Source organism: Flavobacterium nackdongense, from assembly GCF_004355225.1.
Classification (GTDB): domain Bacteria; phylum Bacteroidota; class Bacteroidia; order Flavobacteriales; family Flavobacteriaceae; genus Flavobacterium; species Flavobacterium nackdongense.
Genome location: NZ_CP037933.1, coordinates 4,165,193 through 4,183,995 on the forward strand (window position 1 = coordinate 4,165,193; position 18,803 = coordinate 4,183,995).

Sequence of the window (18,803 nt, forward strand, 5' to 3'; positions counted from 1 at the left end):
TTTTTGATAATGATTTTTCAAGTTTGGTCATCTTTATGGTTTAAAAGTCTGATTTTCAGACCAAAATCACCGGTAAATTGGCAGATTCTCCTCAAAAATTAATGACATTCAACGGATTAAGTTAGGTAATTAATATTTTGGGTAATGAGTGTTAAAAAAAGCATTGCAGTTATGCAATGCTTTTTTAAAGGAAAGTATATTAATTTTTTAGAATTTTAACTGTTTTTCTTAGGTTGTTATTGTCGCTTATTTCTAAGAGATAGGTTCCTTTATTTAATTTACTAACATCAATTCCACCCGAAGTTTGATGGTTTCCTTTGATAATATTTTTGCCTGTTAAATCAAAAATTTTAAAAGAAAAATCACCCTCGATGTTAGTAATGAATACCTCATTTTCAACTGGATTTGGGTATACGATAATTTGGTCTTTCGTAAAAGCATCATTACCTAAACTACTGGTTGTGAATTCCATCCAGTTAAAATTCCACCCACTTGCTTTAGCATAAACACGAATCGTTTGCTGGCCTGCTGTTAAATCAATTGTCGTTTTTAAAGTACTCCATACTTGGAAGCCTCCTGTATTTATACCAGTAACTGTCTTCAAAAGGTTGTTATTGGATAGTATATCAAAGGACCAGGTTGCATTTGTACCTGCAATTCTAAAATCAAGATTGTAAGTGCCGGTTTGCGGAACAAATACTTCATAATCCATCCAGTCGCCTGCACCTATGAATCCTACATTTAATCCGCCACCTGAGTCCGTGGTTGTTTGTGTTTGAACACCAAACATTGCACTGAAATTTTCAGCTTGGATTAATGAAGGGATTACTGTATTAAAATCCACCTTTATAGTATGATCGGTGGTTACATTAGTAAAGGTATAGGAATTCATTTTGCCTATCGATACATTATCTACAATTACATTATTTACTGTAGATCCAGCCCCTGGAGTAAAAGTAAATGTTTGGTCTGTTCCATCTATTACACTGACGGTATTATTGGGAGAAATCGTGCCACTTCCGCTGGCGCTAGCCGTAATAGTTCTTAAAATAATATTGCTATTGGACGAGAATGTTTCTGCTTCTCCTATGCTATTGCTGGCAGCATAAAGAGGTAGATTGGGACCTGAATTACTTTCAGTTCGTACATAAAGGCCCATCGTTTTTGAGTACAGTGCAAATTGATCAGTTGCTACATTTACCCAAATAAATTTGGCAGAATCCGTAATTGCCTGCGTGTCAACATCCCCTCTTACTAAATCTGGCAAGCTATGTATATAGCCATATCTATTGGCATCTGCTTTTAAGTAATATCCATTTGATGCTTGTAAAGCAACGTATCCATTACCTGCATCTACGATAGTAAATTGACTAGCATTTGAAGACGAATTAGCACAGGCTGGACTCAAACTCACAGGCAGTGATTCGTCAATTTTTACGAACTTTTTATGTTTTATATTAAACATAGAAATTGCCTGACCGTTTGGTGAAATACCTGCTGTCGGGCTTATTACTTGATTTGGTAAACTGAAAAAAGTAAAAGTATGCAACAATGTTTGAGCATTGTAGGTAAAATGATTGCCATCATCAATATTGTTGATGCGTTTTCCTGCTATTACTAAATTATCAAAGTGAAAAAACTTGAGATATCCTACTTGATTTAAGGAGGAATTTATGTTTCCTTGAAGTAGATTTTTTGATCTCGAAGGAAATTCAACTGTCACATTTTTCCAAGTTTTGTCTTGTATTATTGGAGTAGTGGTAAATCCCGTAGTAGCATTGTTAAGTATTTTTATAGACCAAACAATATTTTGTTCTCCCCAAATAGTTACATCTTCCCAATATCCACCAGTATGTAAAGTAAAGGTGTTTAATCCTAAGCCAGCAGCATTCCAAACACCGTGGTTATTTCCGGTGCCTGCTTTTCTGTCAGATTCAAAAACAGTATGGTTTTTTACGGTGGCAAGAGCGTTAAAATAGCTTGTTGAAGACCATCCCAATTGAAAAGTGGGGCCATTAACTAGATTGTAAGTTGTACAATGGTCAAAAAGATAATCGGGATGGGTATAGGTAACGTCATCTTCATTGTGCAAAAGACAACCTTTATAAATTGCTCCAGCAATACCATTGCCTCGTTGATAGGTACTTCCTGTATAGCCTACATCTTTATGGTTAATCATAGATGCTCTACCGTTTTCCATAACAGGTCCCATTCTACCCCCAATGTTGGTAAAACCTTCAAATAGGGTTTGATTGGCATAAGTACTAGAAAAAGCTACTCGTGCCTCCCAAGGTGGTGTTATGTTCCAAACATTGCCTTGGGTACAAGTCATTTTTGACCAAGGAGTTCGTCCGGGGCTGGAATACTCGTATCCAGTTGCAGTCTCGATATCAAAAACATTAAAGAATTCATCACTATATATAGCCCTTCCGTGTGCTTTCATTTGGTAAGTATCCTCATTAAAAACAAAACCTCCGTGCAAGTAAGCATCTCCAGGAGCATATAATTCTCTTGCAACACTGTTTTCACCGCTACCAAAAAATCGCCATCTATTATTGGGTAAATGAATTCCTGCTCCCATAACGATCAATGCTCCTCCATTAAATTCCTTGAATTCATTTTCAGGAGCCGAAGCGGGAGCTATACTGATTGGATTCATAAAGATAAATAAGGGGGCTTCTGCTGTGTTAGGGTCTCTACCGGAAGCTGTAGTCCAAGCTTGTCTATTGAAAGCAATTCTATAATGCAAGGCATAATCGGATGTGGCACCTGCTAAAGTTACATCAACAGTAGTGTCATCAACCAAATTTACATTTAGGGGAGTTGGCATTATTTGCAAATCATTTATATTGATGTTGCTAGAATGTGCACTCAATCGAGTGGGTAATAATTTGATTCGTACAACAATGTTTTCAGCACCATCTATATTGGTCCAATGCCTACTGTGCATTACTCTACTAGGACTGTTAGAGGATGGTCCGTAATTACCCCAAGCATAAGGTCTGTGACCACCGGTGTGTTGCGGGTCGTTTTGTGCAATATAATTTCTGATCTGTGAGCGTGTTTCATAGACAGGCGTATTCAGTAGCGTTGATTCAGATGCTTTGCGAACTTCAACGCTAAAGTAAGTTGAAATTCTCGTCGCTTTCCCTTTTGAAGGATCAGCTGGGCATTGGTCTTGAATTTCTGAGAATGTTACCCCACTAATGGTATGTGATTTTGGATTTCTAATGCCCGGAATTTCAGGAGATACTTCAAGTGTAGAACTGGTTCCCACCACCCTTATGCTATTCGAAACTGGGGAGGTTTCAGAACCATTAAAAGCAATCACTCTAAATTCTCTACTTTCTGTACGACTGTAATTTGGTCTATTGTAAGAAGTTACATTGGCACTATTTATTGTTTCCCAAGTTTCCCAATTGCCACCGTCAAGTTTGGATTCAATAACAAAACCAGATTCGTTATTACTGTTATCTTGCCAAAAAAGGTTTAAATTAGTAAAAGGACTTTCACATAAGAAGTAGACTTTTGAAGGAGCACTAATTTGCGAATATACACTAGTAGAAATTACGCTAGATAGCATAAAAAATAAAAGTAGTTTGATTTTTTTCATTGTTATTGAATTTACTTTTAAAAAGGGGCGAATTGTTATCCTTTTTAACTTAATGGAATTTCTAGCACAATATTTTTTTAATATATACATTAAAGGCTGTCCAAAAAAGTATTGAACAGCCTTCGCTTGAATTTAACTTTAGTACTTATTTTTTGATAAGTTTAGTTGTTTGTTTAATGTTGTCACTATTTGTGATTTCCATAAAATATACTCCTGCATTCAAGTCACTAATGTTTATGGTATTGGATGCTTGTTTAGTGCTTGATTTAGCAATTTTACCTGAAACATCAACAATTTTATATGAAAAATCTCCCTGAATATTTGAAATAGTCACATCATTGTTTGCTGGATTTGGGTATACAGTAAATTGTGATTTTTCTACTTCATTTATTGAAAGTGCTCCTGTATCTGTTAGGTTTACCGTATTGAGTTGTAAATTTGAAACTGCACCTTTTGAACCGACACTAATGTAAACAAAAGTAGCATCAGCTGGTGTTGCAAAAGTAAAAGTGCGGGTATAGTTGGCAGGATCAGCAACTAAATTGGCATTGTCTAGAGATCCAAATTCTGTCCAAACACCACCATTTGTGGTACAAAATGATTTCAGCGACGAAGACCCATTAAGAATTGTAGTAACATCAGGTGGAGTTAATGGTGTTGTTGTTTCCATAGCATATCCGTAACCAGAGGTTTGTCTTGTAGTAATAAATCTAAAAACCAAAGTACATGAATAATTATGTGAAGGCAAAACAGCTACTTTTTGATACAAACACCCATTTTCGCCCCTTAGTGAGGCATAAAAATCTCCTGTTCCATCATTTATAGCAGCAGTTCCATGTGTTGCTGCTATTGTTGCAGGCGGAATGATATACGTTCCTTGGGTGGTAAATGTCCATGAATTTAGACTTCCTCCGCCAGCTTGAAAGTCTGGATTTACGATTAGGTTTTGTGATGTTACAATTGTAGTAACTAAACAAAATAAGGCTAAAGTAATTTTTTTCATAATCTTATATTTTAATGGTTAATAAATTTAGTATAGTAAAATTAATTCTTTGGATCTTGTTAGATTGTCGATAATAATCATAATTATTGCCCATTTGTTCATTATTGAAAATAAAAGGATGAATTTTAGATAAAGCTTCCTAATAAAAAAAAACAAGCCTTGTTCCAGAGGGACAAGGCTTGGTTAAAACAAAATGCTTTCTTTTTATTCTATTGCGCTATCTTTTGTCTGTAGATTGCTCTAAACTTGAAGATAGCAAAAGCGATGGCTACAAGCACCAAAATCCAAACATAGTCGTCGATTGGAGCTGCTGGTGCATCAGGATCGTCTCCTGGATCAGCTTGTGCCAAAATTGGGTTAGTATATAAGAAAATTAATAGACTCGCTAGTATATAAATTGATTTTTTCATGGCTTATTGAATGATTAGTTTTTTAGTCGTTTCAGTTCCGTTGTTAGCTGCTTTTAGAATATAAACTCCTGTAGCCCAAGATTTCGTTTGAATCGTAGTGGTTCCTGAATTCAATTTTTGCATGTGTATTCTTTGACCGTTTAGACTACTGATTTCAATAGTAGCGCCATCTTGTAAGGTATTGGTAATATTGAATTGTCCACGAGATGGATTAGGATAAACTTGGATATTAGCATCCAATGCATTGGCTACAACACCCAAAGTTCCAGTTGTTTTCAAATTAATCGCAAAACGAGTATCTCCTTGGCTGGCTGGATTGCTATCGATAGCAAAAACGTAATCAGTGCCTGGAGCCAAAACCGTATTTTTGTTCAAATAGGTATCAACTAAAACTGCTTCGAAACCCGCAGGAATTGTATTCTCTGCAACTCTGAACGAATAGCTCTTTTGAATGGTAGATGTAATTCCTAAAGGAATCATTTGCTCCTTCAATTCTAATTCTGAAACCGCCATTTTGTTGCTTCCTGCAATGCTATAAGCATCCAAAACGGTGTTCGGTAATTTACCAAAATCGATATTACTGCTTGCATCTCCTGCGGCTTTAAATCGCATTGATACCGTATCGTAATAGGTATTATCAGCTGTTACCTCAAGTTTCAAGGCATTGGTTGCCGCAATTTTTGTTTGAGCTGATTTGTGAGTATAATTTCCAGATGGAGGAGTTGGAGTTCCAGTAAAAATCACTGTTTTAGGTACATTGATAGTTCCATCCGCAGTTGCTTGCACAAAAAAGGCTCCCATAGGAGGAATTATAACATCGGTCGTGCTACCTGCAACGCCAGAAACAGTCGGGGTAGTGTAGCCACCATATTTTAGGATTAAATCAGCATTGCTGCCACTAGAACCGACTGTAGGGTTGTAATAAGAAACAGTTGTACTTAAACCCGTACTTGCGGTTAAGATACTTGAAACACTCACTGGAGCTGTATAAGGATTAGCTACTAAATAATATTGACCAGATATAGTGTTAATTGTAGCTGGTGCGGTATTTGAAGCTGCACCAGTAACCGAAACAGTCACATTAGAAGGAGGATTAACGCTGTAGGAAGTACCAGTAACCTCGCTTGTTCTTCCCCTTACAAATAATGATACTGCGGTTTTACTACCCCAAGTTTGAGTGTCGTCTGTGTTTGAAACCGTCCAAGTATTGGTCGCAGAATCGTATGTTTTTGCAGTGCCATTCCCAAGCGTAAGTGGGGTAGTGCTTGCCGTAGCTACTGAACCATAAGTAACATCTGTAAGCGGATTACTCAATAATCTCCAGCCACGTTGGTTACTGCTCAAATAACGGTCTTGTGTAACATTATCAACAGAGGTAGTACTTGATAAATAACCAATACCTACTTTTTCAACAGCGGTATACGCGATACTCGCATCACCTGAGCCTGTCACTTTTGTTAAAGTTCCAGATAATGCAACGGGGGTCGAAGACGAAGCTATAGCTAATAATTTTACAGTTGCAGTTGAATTTACAAGTCTACTATAAACAACAGTAAAAGTTGCTCCTCCGCTAGTATAGGTATCACCAGCTGTTATTGCGAGAAGGGTAGTAGAAGATAACGTAAACAAGTAGGCCGCGGTAGCTTCAGATTTTAAAATTAATTTTCCAGAAGAAATGTTATTTATAGTGCCAGTATTCGTAATGAGCCCCGAACTTATTATTGTTCCTGAATTATTTATTGTTCCTGCAATAGTAGTAGGAACAGCATTAACAGAGGTTAATGTAACACCAGAATCTATTGTTACTGTACTACCTGCAGCAGTTTTAAATAAAGGAACCGATGCAGGAGCCGTTAGCCCAGAACCTTGTATTTGTACTTTTGAATTTGTAGCAATATTGAATAGAATAGCAGGATTTGCGCCTGTTTGGCTTGGACTTAAAGCAGTAAAAGTAGATCCTGAATTAATTACGATTTTTGGTGTAGAAGCAAGAGTATGATTGATACTAATGTGTGACCCTGTAAACATATTATTATTAACTAAAGAAGTGTTACTAAAAGTTAGAATTCCTGAGCCAATAATTCCCCAATCGCCGCTTGGTGCAGCTAATGGAGTATCGAATCGAACGCAATTTCCGTTGAAAATTGTCGCGGTAGATTTGAGCTCTCCGTTATTTTCTACTAATCCCCCTCTCACAATAAACAATGGTGTCGAACCCGCTCCAGCATTAGATAAAGCTAATGTAATACCGCTATTTATGATTAATTTTCCTTGTGATGAAGTATTCTCAACGAGCAGAGACTTTATTGGATTCGCGGGATTGGCTGTTATTGTACAAGTTCCTGAAAAAATAAGTGCACCGTGATTTGCAGCGGATCCCGGAAATGATACTCCCGTAGCTCCAGGTTTATAAAAAACAAAGGCACCAGCTGCATTTGTTACGTTCGCAGGATAATCTATAGTTACAGCAGTTCCTGCAACCGCAGTGACACGTGTTCCATAACTAATAGTTGTAGTCGGACCTGAAACATAATCTCCGACCGCAATAGCAGCATTTGCAGCGCTTAGAGTTAAAGTGGTGCTACCGCTAGTCGAAGCAGCTGTTTGCGAAGTGGTGGTTACTACATTCCAATTATTCGCATCGTTCCAATCACCATTGCCTCCACTCCAAATATGAGTGGGAACCTGAGCCTGTAAACTGCCAGTAAACAGCCCGAATACCAGCATGATTTGGACAAAAAGAAAAGTCCGTGGTTTTTTAAATAAGTAAATTTTGTTTTTCATAATCTTGGTTTTTATTAATTAGTAAATAAATTATTTCTGTAAAACTATTTTTTTGAAGGGTACTTTTTTGTTCAATTTGTACATATAATTAGCTGATTTGTTCTAAGTTGCAAAAAAAAGCACTGCTTTTGGCAGTGCTTTGTTATTGGAGATGTATTTTATTTTTTTATAAATTTCAAGGTTTCTTGGTTGTTTGCATTGTTGCTTATCGAAATAAGATAAGTGCCTCTGCTTAATTCAGAAATATCAATTGCTTTTGAAGTTTGTTTGCTAGCTGATTTGTGTTTTTTGCCAAGCAAATCGAAAATAGAGTAGGAGTATTCGCCCTCTAGGTTGGTGATATTTAGATTATTTTCAACCGGATTCGGGAAAATGACTAAACTACTTTTTTGAAATGTAGCTGTTGATAAGGTTTTGTTAGTAGGGACTTTAATATTGTCAATCCCAAACAGACCAATAGGGCTAGCTTGCACCGTACCAAAGCCACCTGCAAAAACAATCACAATGTATTCGTATTGTGTAGCATCAATAGTGTAGTCAATTTTTTTCCAACTGTCACTTGTGCCTAAAGCATTGTTCCCTGCGATTGCAGTAGCGTCAGTACCATTTACATAACTAGATGCAGAATTATCTCCAAATGCACCAGAACCTCCGGTAAGTTGAAAATAACCATCTATACCATTGTTTTCGTCGTCATTAACACCATAAACTCTATAAGATATTCGGTCAGCTGTGAGTGGGCTTTTCCATAAATAATCAAAAGACATATTTAATATGCCAAAAGCATCTTTATTTCTGTTATTGAATACATAAGCAATTCCTCTAGCAAACTCGGATGAAGAAACTCTTGATACATATTGATCTAGATTACCGCCTGTGCTTTGAACGGAAAATTCTCCAGTAGGGAGATTGTAATCGGCTGCAAACCATTGCCCTGTGCCCGCAGTAAGTCCTGCAATATCGGCATTGGTTATTCCCATCGTAGTGCCCGTAACAGGGGTGCTAAGTTTAGTTATTGGAACATTAGATGCGAAATCTACGGTTTCTAAGGTTGAACTTGAGGATCCCGTTCCTATATCAAAAACAATATTTTGAGTAGTACTGGCTTCAATATCAAAATAAACAGGAGCACTGATGGTATTGATTTGAGTACCGCCTATGGTACTATTGGTTATGGTTACGTTTTTCGTAAAGAATGTATTTGTTCCCGTAGTAGTGGCATTGGCTTGCCCTCTAATAAGCCCTTTAGCAAATTGTTTTTCAACAGTGATGTTGTCTAAAAGTAAGTCTCCTAAATAACCCAAATTGGCTACAGGAACTTGAATAGCATCGGGATTAGATCTTGGTTTTAAGTTCAATATACCCGGAATACTACCTTCGATTCTAATGTTTTTAACTGTAGTTAAAGTGGAGGCTGTTCCATAAGCAAAAGGTTTGTAATCTAAACCTATTTGTGCGGCTACTATACCGTTATTATTCCCTAAACTTGACCATTCTGGATTAATAATATCTATATTATCTAATGTAGAAGCTCCGGAATTATAGGTTAATCCTCCTGGGTCTCCACCCCATCCATAAGTCAAGATAGCTCCATTATGTCCTGCCCATAAAACACAATCATGGACATAATTATTAAAATTGTAGAAGAAATCATCGACAGCTCTGATGAAAGAATTTTTTATTTCACTTCTTTGGCCCACACGAATCGCATCGTTATTGGCGTGCCAACCCAAAAATTTTAAATTGTTTATCATAAAATTATTGACACCCACAATACCATGATTTGGAGAATCCATTAGCATTACACCTTCGATGGATGCGTTTTGCCCTAATTCGACCAATTCGCCATAAGGTTTGTTGCCGCTTGCATCTTGCCAAATGTATTGTTTACCAGTTAAAATGCCGCGTCCGTATATTTTTTGATTGGTATCATAATAATCAAATCTTTGAACAATTCCTTCAACAACTGCACCTCCTGCCAAATACATTTTTCTACCCGATTTCAACGTAAGAATTCCGTCTGTAGTAAGAATTGAACTGCTAAATTGATACTGTCTTAAATTATGATATCCCGGAGGGAAATAGATTGTTGTAGCATTATCTAATGCAGTAGGAGATAATGAAGAAGAGTAGGTTACAACTCCAGGATCTGTAGGGTTTGGAGCTCCTGTTTCGGCAGGATCGATAAAAATGGTTAACATATGTTTGATCCATTTTTTGGTACTAGTTTCGTTTGCAGTATCTTCAAAATTAACCGAAACGTATTTACTGTTGCCATTAATTGTGAATGACACTTCGTTAGTTCCAACCGTGGGAGTAATGTTGTAGCTTTTGGGAGCGATTTTTACTTTTGTCGATGAACTTCCATACTTTTTAACAATTCTAAATGTTATCCCAGTACTTACTGTATTGTCATAGGAGATAGAAGCAAAGGAAAAACTTCTTCCTGCGAGTTCAGATCCTTGACTATCGTATTGAATATCATTTGGGTCAGGAAGAGACATTAAAACATCTAATTTTATTTCAGGATCGGTACCTTTTTTCACATATACCTCGTATTTATCCGAAAAAAAAGCCGTTGGCCACGAATAATGGGTAATTTGCCCAAAAACTGATGTTGCGAAAAGAATCATCAAAAAGGATAAAATGGTTTTCATACTTATAAAATAGTTTAATTCAGGGATTAGTCAATTTATGGTAAAATTATATCGATTTAGCTTCAAAGATTAATGCAAAAAAACTTCTTTTTTGTCCAATTGTTCATAATAGTTGTTTTTATAAGATTTGGTCTAGAAAAAAGTGCACCATCTTTTATTGTTGCCAATAAATGCTGGTGCACTGAGAAAAATTAAAAAATAATTACTTGGGAGATCCTGCAAATATTTTTGCTGATACTATTTTACTATTGGCATCAAATTGATTTTCAAAAACAAAAAACACAGTATGTGTCCTATTGGCATTTCTTAATAAAGTTTCGCTAATTCCGTCTTTTTTAATGATAAATGTACCTATGAGTTCACCATCCGGTCTGTCTAAATGGATGGCACATTTTGTCGGGGTTTTAATCCCTTTTAAATTCATTCCAGCATAATAGTATCCAGAACCTAAGTTGATATCTTTAAACTCAAGGATGTTGTTTTTGATTAGATTGGATTTTATATCCAAATTTATTTCAAAGGGTTGATTGATAACTACCGCTGGAACCCCAGTTAAGGTTTGTTGTACGGGACGAATTTGCCCCGATTCATCATAAACAATTTTGTCAATACAAACCGAGCGTTGTGTCCAAGTGCCGGCATTTTTAAACTCATCTTGTCTCCAAGACGATAGAGCAGAAGTATGATAAAACAAGTACTCCTGACCGTGGTATTCTACGATTCCCCCATGATTGGATTGATACAAACGCCAAGGCACATAATTTTTGCCAGGATATTTTGGTCCTTCACTTACATTTACACCCAATTCGTAATTCAAAATACCTTTATATTCGAATGGACCTAGAGGGTTGTCACTAACACCATAATCTAATCTTGATTTTTTTCTAAATAAATCATCGGGTTTTTCTGGATCTATAGGCTTGTCATATTCTGTATGATACGAAAGGTAATATTTTCCTGCTTTTTTGTTCATCCAAATAGCTTCCATAAAACGGTCATCGTCGACGTCTAATTTAATTGGTTTTCCATCCAATTCCGTCATGTTATCTTTAAGTTTGGCAGCCATATGGCTTCCATAATACAAATATTTCTGACCGTCATCATCGATGAAAATGGCAGGATCAATGCCTGTTGTTCCCTCAATTTTTGGATTGATTACTTTGAATCTTTTATCTGGCGAATCGCTAACAGCTACGGCAGTATAGGCAATTGTTTTTCGGTTTTTTTCATCGTATCCTCCTTCCTTGAATAATATACGCACAGGAAAGTATAGGTAATATTTTCCTTCATAGTAAACCATATCTGGTGCCCAAAGTGCCCAATCTTCTCCTTTGGGTTCTTCTGTCTTTCCAATAGCATCATAAATATTTAAAACTTCTCCATGATCGGTCCAGTTGACCATATCTTTTGATGAAAAAGTGTGATAGCAATGCATGGTCGAATAGCCTCCACCGTCTTCATGATCTACAGAGGTGACCATCCACACACGGCCATCAGGCATAACGTGAGGCGAGGCATCAGCGGTGTACATATGCTTAATTACGGGGTTGCCATAAGGATAGGGCTTAGTATTTAAATTTTTCTTTTGTGCAAAGCTTGCCATCGAAATTAAAAGACAAATGCTTACAGTTTTAAATTTTAGTAGCGTTTTTGTTCTTGGTAGGTGTATCATTTATGATTTGAGTTTAGTTTATTTTTTTTGGAGAACCTGCAAAAAAGTTGGGTTCAGTAATTTTTATAGTTTCATTATTATCCGATTTAAATACTAAAACGATGGTATGCACTCCATTGGCTTCTCTTAAAAAAGTTTCTGCGATTCCATTATTCGTTTTTAGACTATTTTCATTTAAAAGGATTGTTCCCAAGAGTGTTCCGTTGCTACCGTCTTTTCGTATTTCAATTTTACCTTTTGTAACTGATTGTAGCACTTTCACTCCAAAATAATAATATCCTGTTCCTAAATTTATGTTTTTAAATGAAATCGAACTACTGTTTTGTGCCGTAATTGTATTGTTTTTAATTTTAATTTCTTGCAGCTCGAATGCTTTTTTAGGGTTTAATGCGATACTAAAATCTTGATTGATAGTTACTTTTTTTACCCCTTCGATCGTTTGACGTACAGGAATAATTGAACCCTCATGTGTATAATTCAAAGAATCAACACAAACAGATCGTTGTGTCCAGGTTCCTGGACCTTTAAATTCGTCTTGACGCCAGGAGGACAGCGCCGAAGTATGATAAAATAAGTACTCCTGACCGTGGTATTCTACGATTCCCCCGTGATTGGATTGCATTAAACGCCATGGAACATAGTTTTTGTCTTCCAATAATGGTGCGTTTTTAACATTAATTCCAAGCTCATAATTCATAGTTCCTTGATAGGTTAGGGGGCCTTTTGGAGAAATTCCTACGCTATAATCAAGGTTTGATTTTTCGCGATTTGGATCCTCTGGATTGTCTTTGGATACTTTATTATTGTATTTGGTATGGTAATTAAAATAGTATTTTCCATTGCGTTTGTGCATCCAAGCAGCTTCCATAAAGTTTTTGGCACCAATATCAAGTTTAAATGAATTGCCCTCTAATTCGCGCATATTTTCTTTCAGAATTCCCATATTCAATTGGTTCCAATACAAATAGGCGACGCCATCATCATCTACAAAAACCGATGGGTCAAGTGCACTATTTGCTCCTTCGATTCGAGGATTTGTGACTTTAAAACGCTTCTGCATACTATTGCTTTCGGCAACTACACAATAACGATCTATTTCTCCATTGGCTTTTAGATTTCGCATCGGGAAATATAGATAATAAGTTCCGTTTCGATACGTAAAATCAGGAGCCCAAATCGCCCAGTCTTCTCCGGGAGTTTCATTGAGATCTTTTAAACCGATGATCTCTCCGTGATCAACCCAAGTAACCATATCTGCTGTAGAAAAAGCGTGAACCGAATGCATGGTGGCATAACCTCCACCATCTTCTGCATCTACTGAAGTGACCATCCAAACACGCCCATCAGGCATAAGATGAGGTGAAGCATCAGCAGTATACATATTTTTAATTACTGGATTTCCATAAGGATATGGAGCTGTATTTGAGTTTTTTTTAATTTGGGAATACGATATGCTCGTGCTTATGGAAAATAGTGAGATTAAAATTAGAAGTCTCATAAGGTATTAGAGGGAATTAATAATTGTTGTTATTTCATTTAAATTTATAGTCTTATCTGTTGGGTATTTATAATCCATAAGCCACCAGTCTTCGGTGAAACTTACTGTTTTTCCAGGCTGAATCGATTCTAAAGGGCCAATGGGTTCTATTTCACATTTCTCCTCTTTGAAATACCAAATAGATACTTGATTGCTTAATACATCTCCATAGGTGTTAGGTTCATTTGCTTTGAATTTTTTTATAAATAACAAATCATCTTTTGAGTTGTAAGCCAACCAGCCAGCATTACTATCCATTACAAATTTGGGTTGACTAGGCGTACCTAACATTTCTAAAATACCATCACGTACTCTTAAGTTCTCTTCTTGCGGCGGATTATAATCAATTAAAGTAGTATTGCGTTGATACATTGCGTATCCTTTTGGTAAACGACTTTTAGGGTTTAATGGTACCAGACAAATTCCACCTCCTTTAGCAAATGTTCTGCTCCAATGCGCATAATTTTGAACCTTGTTTGAAATGTTTTTAATATGTTGAATGCATTTTAAATGGGATGAATTGTCCGAAAGTATAAAATCTCTCATCAATTGCACTCCAGTTAGGCTGTCTTTTTGACTTGTAAGTCTAGCTGAATTTCTACCTGTAATTTCACCTATCCAAGAATTATGAAAACTTTCTCTGTATGGAGCTGTTTTTTCTGGTCCAATATCAAATCGACCACCGCTGACTTCAAATTTAGGCATTCCTTTTTCCCATATTTTTCCATTCAAATCAGGGTTTTCAAATAGGATGTTTTTTCCGTTACGTTGGAATGCTAAAATTCTGCCACCAACATTGGGATCTAAAATAACAGTGACTTCATTGTTTTTTAATTCTATACAGTTGTCATAGCCAAAAGCATTGACTTTTTTAATACTAACTTGTGAAAAGCTCATATTAAAAAATAATGAAGTGAAGATAATAGAAAAAAGCCCTCTTTTTATCATCTAATTTTTTATACTGATTTGAGGTTTGTTTTTCACTTTCATATTCTTTATGACATCGTATTCTTCATTGACACAGCGTTCTCCCCATCTTTCATACATAAATTTTAGTGAATAAATATTTTGAGGTTCTTCGCCTTTGTCCCCATACGTTTGGGACCAATTACTCAAAAGAGCTCTATGTCGTTCTAATTGTTTGCCGAATTTAGGATTACTGGCTAAATTGTTAATTTCGAATGGATCGTTTTCTAAATCGTATAATTCTTCTTCGGGTTTCGTTGGTAACCAATATTTGGCTTGTACTTCATTTAATTTTCCTGCTTCAAACATTTTTTTGGTATCAACATATTCAATTCTTCTATCTCTATAAGTAGGTTGTGTATAAGACCGATTGGGCATGTAATTTTTGATATATTTAAATTTGTCTGTACGTATGGCTCGTATTCTATCTATAGTAAAATCGCAACGGTCTCGAGTTGCCACAATATGATCTCTTTTGAAATTGGGAGCAAAAACGTTTTTCCCTTCCATATAGCTTGGAATAGGAATGCCAGCCAACGCTAAGGACGTAGTTCCAATGTCGATTCCGCTAACTAAATCATTGCGTTTGCTATGTTTTTTTATTTGTGAATCAGTACCAAAATATCCAATGATTAATGGGATGTGAAGTCCGCCATCATATAAAAATTGTTTGTGTCTATAGCCATCATAGCCGTGGTCTGCAAAGAAAAACACATAGGTATTGTTCAATAGTCCTTTTTCTTTGAGTTTTTCTAATATTTCCTTGACTTCCACATCTGTGGCTCGTGCTGCATCATATTGGCGTGAAAAATCTTCGTGTAAAGTGGGTACATTGGGATAGTAAGGAGGAAGTACCACTAAATTTCGATCAATTGGAGTAATTTTTTCTTTCGTTTTGGGATAGACTTGTACTAATCCTAATTTGCCACCTTCTAATTGAATTTGTCCAAAAAATGGTTGGTTGTTCGATAATGGAGAAAGCCAATCTCCGGTGCCTGTTAAAGTGTAATAAAAGTCTATACCCATTTCATCATTGTATAATTTTTTGCGATTATAGATAAAGTTATAATCGTCTTTCCCGTGGCTGAAAGTGTAATACCCATTTTCTTTGAATACTTCGGGTATCGTTTTTACTCCATCTGGCAAAAAAATGGCATCTTCCACAGTTCTTGAAGAATGATGGTTGTGTATGCCAAATGTAGTTGGCATTGTACCTGTAATATTTGCCGATCTCGAAGCAGAACAAACGGGAGCTGCAGCAAAAGCTTTACTAAAAAGAACGCCGTTTTCTGCTAAATTGTCAAGTGCTGGAGTTGGATTTATTTTTTCTCCATAACAACTAAAAATAGGATTCAAATCTTCAACATAGATCCAAATGATATTCGGTCTTTTGTTCGTGTGGTTTGTATTTTTTATTATTTCTTGCTGTGAAAAACACAAACTGTTAGTAGATAAAAAAAGAAGTAGAATTATAGATAACCGTTTCATAAAAAGATAGCATTAGTGTTTCAAAATTAGAGTTATTTCAGTCTATTGAATTGCTCAATTGTGCATTGCTTTAGTTTTTCTGTAAATTTTATCAGCAGAATTGCTTAAATCAGTAGAAATATGTTCATTTAAGCTAAGAGTATGCTTTAAAAAGCAAATCATCTTAATTAGCATATATTTAATTTGTCAATAGTAAACCAATATGAATATGAAGTTGTTTTTGTCAATTCTTTCAGTACTTGTTTTTTGCCTATTTTTGGCTTGTGGAACAAAGCAAAAAATAGTGTTTGACCAAAGTTGGGATAATCCCATTCGAGCTGGCATCAACCCATATGGGATGAAAGATTTTTTTGTTTTTTATGAGCAGGATAAGTATTACTTATTAGGTACTGAATACTCCAATCCGTTTAAAGGCTATTTGGGACCAAATTTGTATGAATCGAAAGGTTTTACCAATTGGAAAATCACAAAAAAGCTTATCGATACACAATCGATTCCAATTAATGCCTGGTATAAAGATGGATGGTTTGCTCCTGAAATCATCAAAATAAAAAACAAATACTATTTTACATTTAATAATCGAAACAATGCCGTCAATCCTTATCAAAAATTAGGGTTTGGAATTGCAGTTGCCAATAATTTAAAGGAAGATTTTAAGGTAATCACTATAGAAAAACCTATCGTATTGGGCAATTATGGCAGCTTGGTGATAGGAAAAAATGAGGAAGAAATTTATGTGGTTTACGATAAAGATGCTCGTATTTATATAGCCGAAATTGATATCGAAAAAGGAGAATTGAAATCAGAGCCAAAAGAATTGCTTGGCCCTGAAACTTTAGGTACACACTATAAATATTTAGATGCACCACAAATTACAAAAATTGGTTCCGATCATCATATGCTGTTTTCACAATTTTATGGTGGATATGAAGTGAAGATTTTTCATATGACTGCAAAGCATCCCTTAGGACCTTGGATTTGGGATGGAGCTAATCCAATGTATACATTTTTGGAGGAAGAAGCGGATGAGGTTGTCAAAAACAAGTATCCAACAGTTCACGGGTATGCACCTCCAACACAAGTCGTATTTAGCAATCAATTGTTTTTAGGAAAGAACAAACGGTATTTTAATACTTATCATAGCTCCGAAAAATATTCAGAACCTTATTTGTGTATCGAACCTATTCAAATCGATGGGGATAGATTATTTATACCTACAGCTAAAAACAAACATCAAAAAGTGAGCGAAAATGATTAGGAATATCTTTTATAGCATCGTTTTACTTTACTGTTTACTTGCAAAGGCACAAATTGTAACTTATGAAATGCCATCCAATGTAAAGGGGAATAACGAATATATTTTTTCATCGCCATACTATAAGGTAGAGTTGATTCAGGAAAACAAAGTCGTTCCATCCAATGTGTTTGCGATGAATGCGATGCACGTTACCAATAATTCTAAATCCACCTCCTGGACTAATTTTTCATTTCAAGGAACGATTAAAGTTAGAGTTATTTTATTGAAGTCTAAAGTTAATTTTGTTCAAGTTCTTCCTAGAATATCTAACATAAAGGTTCAAATAATAAATGACACTACCATTGAATTTGAACTGGCAAAAGCAGGGCACTATTCGGTTGAATTCGAAAAAGGAATTTTTATTGAACATCCATTATTGCTTTTTGCCAATCCTTTAGAAGAGAATATCCCAAATAGGAATGAGAAAAATGTGATCTATTTTGAACCTGGATTTCATGAACTTGGGGATAAATTTATAATTCCTTCAAATACTACGGTTTATATCGCTGGCGGAGCCTATGTTAAAGGTCAATTTTATGCTGAAGGTGGCAAAAAAATTAGCATCAAAGGTCGTGGTATTTTGTCTGGAGAAGATTATAAAGCACGAACACACAATCATATGATTACGATTAAAAATAGTGAAGACATTTCAATCGAAGGAATTACAATACTTCATGCTCCTCGATATATGATTTCGTTGAGCGGATTCAATCATCATATTGATAATGTCAAAATGATGGGTTGGTGGTTTAGTACCGACGGAATTTCGGCAGGTGAAAATACGCTTATTGAGAATTGTTTTTTCAAGGTAAATGATGATGCTGTCAAACTCTATAATAGCCATACTACGGTAAAAAATTGTGTTATATGGCAATTAGAAAACGGTGCTCCATTTATGATAAGTTGGAACGGAGGTAAAGATTTTGGGAATATTAAAGTTCAGGATATTGATGTCATTAGAGTAGAGCATCATTGGGATAACGAAAATTTGGCTGTTTTTTGTGCAGTGCACGGATCAAAAGCTACTATTAGTAATTTCCACATTCAAGATATTCGAATCGATAATTCTATGTGGCGTATTTTCCATATTGTAACCCGTCCTAATAGATGGGGGAATTGGAATCCTACACAAGGATCACTTTCTAACTTTATTTTTAAGGATATAGAATTTTATGGTAAACAAAAAATTCCGAGTTTACTTATGGGGCACGACAGTAATCATCCGATCTCTAATTTTACTTTTGATAATTTAAAAATTAATGGAAAAAAAATGAATACTGCCTCCGACTTTATAATTATTGATAAAACAACAACTCGGGAAGTAATTGTGCAATAGAAAAGATTCATAAATTATGTTTCCGATAAAAAAAGCAAGA

Annotated in this window: 11 protein-coding genes; 2 read left to right on the forward strand and 9 right to left on the reverse strand. The window is 35.7% G+C overall.

What is annotated here, in order from left to right:
* Positions 1 to 199: 199 nt before the first annotated feature.
* The 9 genes from E1750_RS17500 to E1750_RS17535 all read right to left on the reverse strand — a co-directional run bounded on the left by E1750_RS17500 (position 200) and on the right by E1750_RS17535 (position 16,130).
* Positions 200 to 3,613: a carbohydrate-binding protein gene (locus E1750_RS17500; protein WP_165698077.1), complete on the reverse strand. Its 3,414-nt coding sequence runs from the start codon at positions 3,611 to 3,613 to the stop codon at positions 200 to 202.
* A gap of 145 nt (positions 3,614 to 3,758) precedes the next feature.
* Positions 3,759 to 4,616, reverse strand: coding sequence for a T9SS type A sorting domain-containing protein (locus E1750_RS17505; protein WP_133278007.1), 858 nt, complete (start codon positions 4,614 to 4,616; stop codon positions 3,759 to 3,761).
* Positions 4,617 to 4,825: 209 nt separating this feature from the next.
* Positions 4,826 to 4,966, reverse strand: a complete 141-nt coding sequence (locus E1750_RS17815) for a hypothetical protein (protein ID WP_165698078.1) — start codon at positions 4,964 to 4,966, stop codon at positions 4,826 to 4,828.
* A 63-nt stretch (positions 4,967 to 5,029) separates the two neighbouring features.
* The gene (locus tag E1750_RS17510) at positions 5,030 to 7,810 is read right to left on the reverse strand and encodes a T9SS type A sorting domain-containing protein (protein ID WP_133278008.1); all 2,781 of its coding nucleotides are present in this window, start codon (positions 7,808 to 7,810) and stop codon (positions 5,030 to 5,032) included.
* A gap of 158 nt (positions 7,811 to 7,968) precedes the next feature.
* Positions 7,969 to 10,467 (reverse strand): T9SS type A sorting domain-containing protein, encoded by a 2,499-nt coding sequence (locus tag E1750_RS17515; RefSeq protein WP_133278009.1) that lies wholly within the window; start codon positions 10,465 to 10,467, stop codon positions 7,969 to 7,971.
* A gap of 202 nt (positions 10,468 to 10,669) precedes the next feature.
* On the reverse strand, positions 10,670 to 12,139 hold the full coding sequence (locus E1750_RS17520; protein ID WP_133278010.1) for a family 43 glycosylhydrolase: 1,470 nt from the start codon (positions 12,137 to 12,139) through the stop codon (positions 10,670 to 10,672).
* Between the two features lie 13 nt (positions 12,140 to 12,152).
* The gene (locus tag E1750_RS17525; protein WP_133278011.1) at positions 12,153 to 13,637 is read right to left on the reverse strand and encodes a family 43 glycosylhydrolase; all 1,485 of its coding nucleotides are present in this window, start codon (positions 13,635 to 13,637) and stop codon (positions 12,153 to 12,155) included.
* A 6-nt stretch (positions 13,638 to 13,643) separates the two neighbouring features.
* Positions 13,644 to 14,573 carry a hypothetical protein gene (locus E1750_RS17530; RefSeq protein ID WP_133278012.1) on the reverse strand — a complete coding sequence of 310 codons (930 nt, stop codon included), beginning with the start codon at positions 14,571 to 14,573 and terminating at the stop codon, positions 13,644 to 13,646.
* A 51-nt stretch (positions 14,574 to 14,624) separates the two neighbouring features.
* Positions 14,625 to 16,130, reverse strand: coding sequence for a sulfatase family protein (locus E1750_RS17535; protein WP_133278013.1), 1,506 nt, complete (start codon positions 16,128 to 16,130; stop codon positions 14,625 to 14,627).
* 337 nt (positions 16,131 to 16,467) lie between these two features.
* Here E1750_RS17535 and E1750_RS17540 point away from each other — a divergent pair, with 337 nt between their 5' ends.
* A complete protein-coding gene (locus E1750_RS17540; RefSeq protein ID WP_165698079.1) occupies positions 16,468 to 17,388 on the forward strand; it encodes a family 43 glycosylhydrolase in 921 nt (306 codons plus the stop codon).
* Positions 17,381 to 18,763 carry a glycosyl hydrolase family 28 protein gene (locus E1750_RS17545; protein ID WP_133278015.1) on the forward strand — a complete coding sequence of 461 codons (1,383 nt, stop codon included), beginning with the start codon at positions 17,381 to 17,383 and terminating at the stop codon, positions 18,761 to 18,763. Before E1750_RS17540 ends, E1750_RS17545 begins: the two co-directional genes overlap by 8 nt.
* The last annotated feature ends 40 nt before the right edge of the window (positions 18,764 to 18,803 follow it).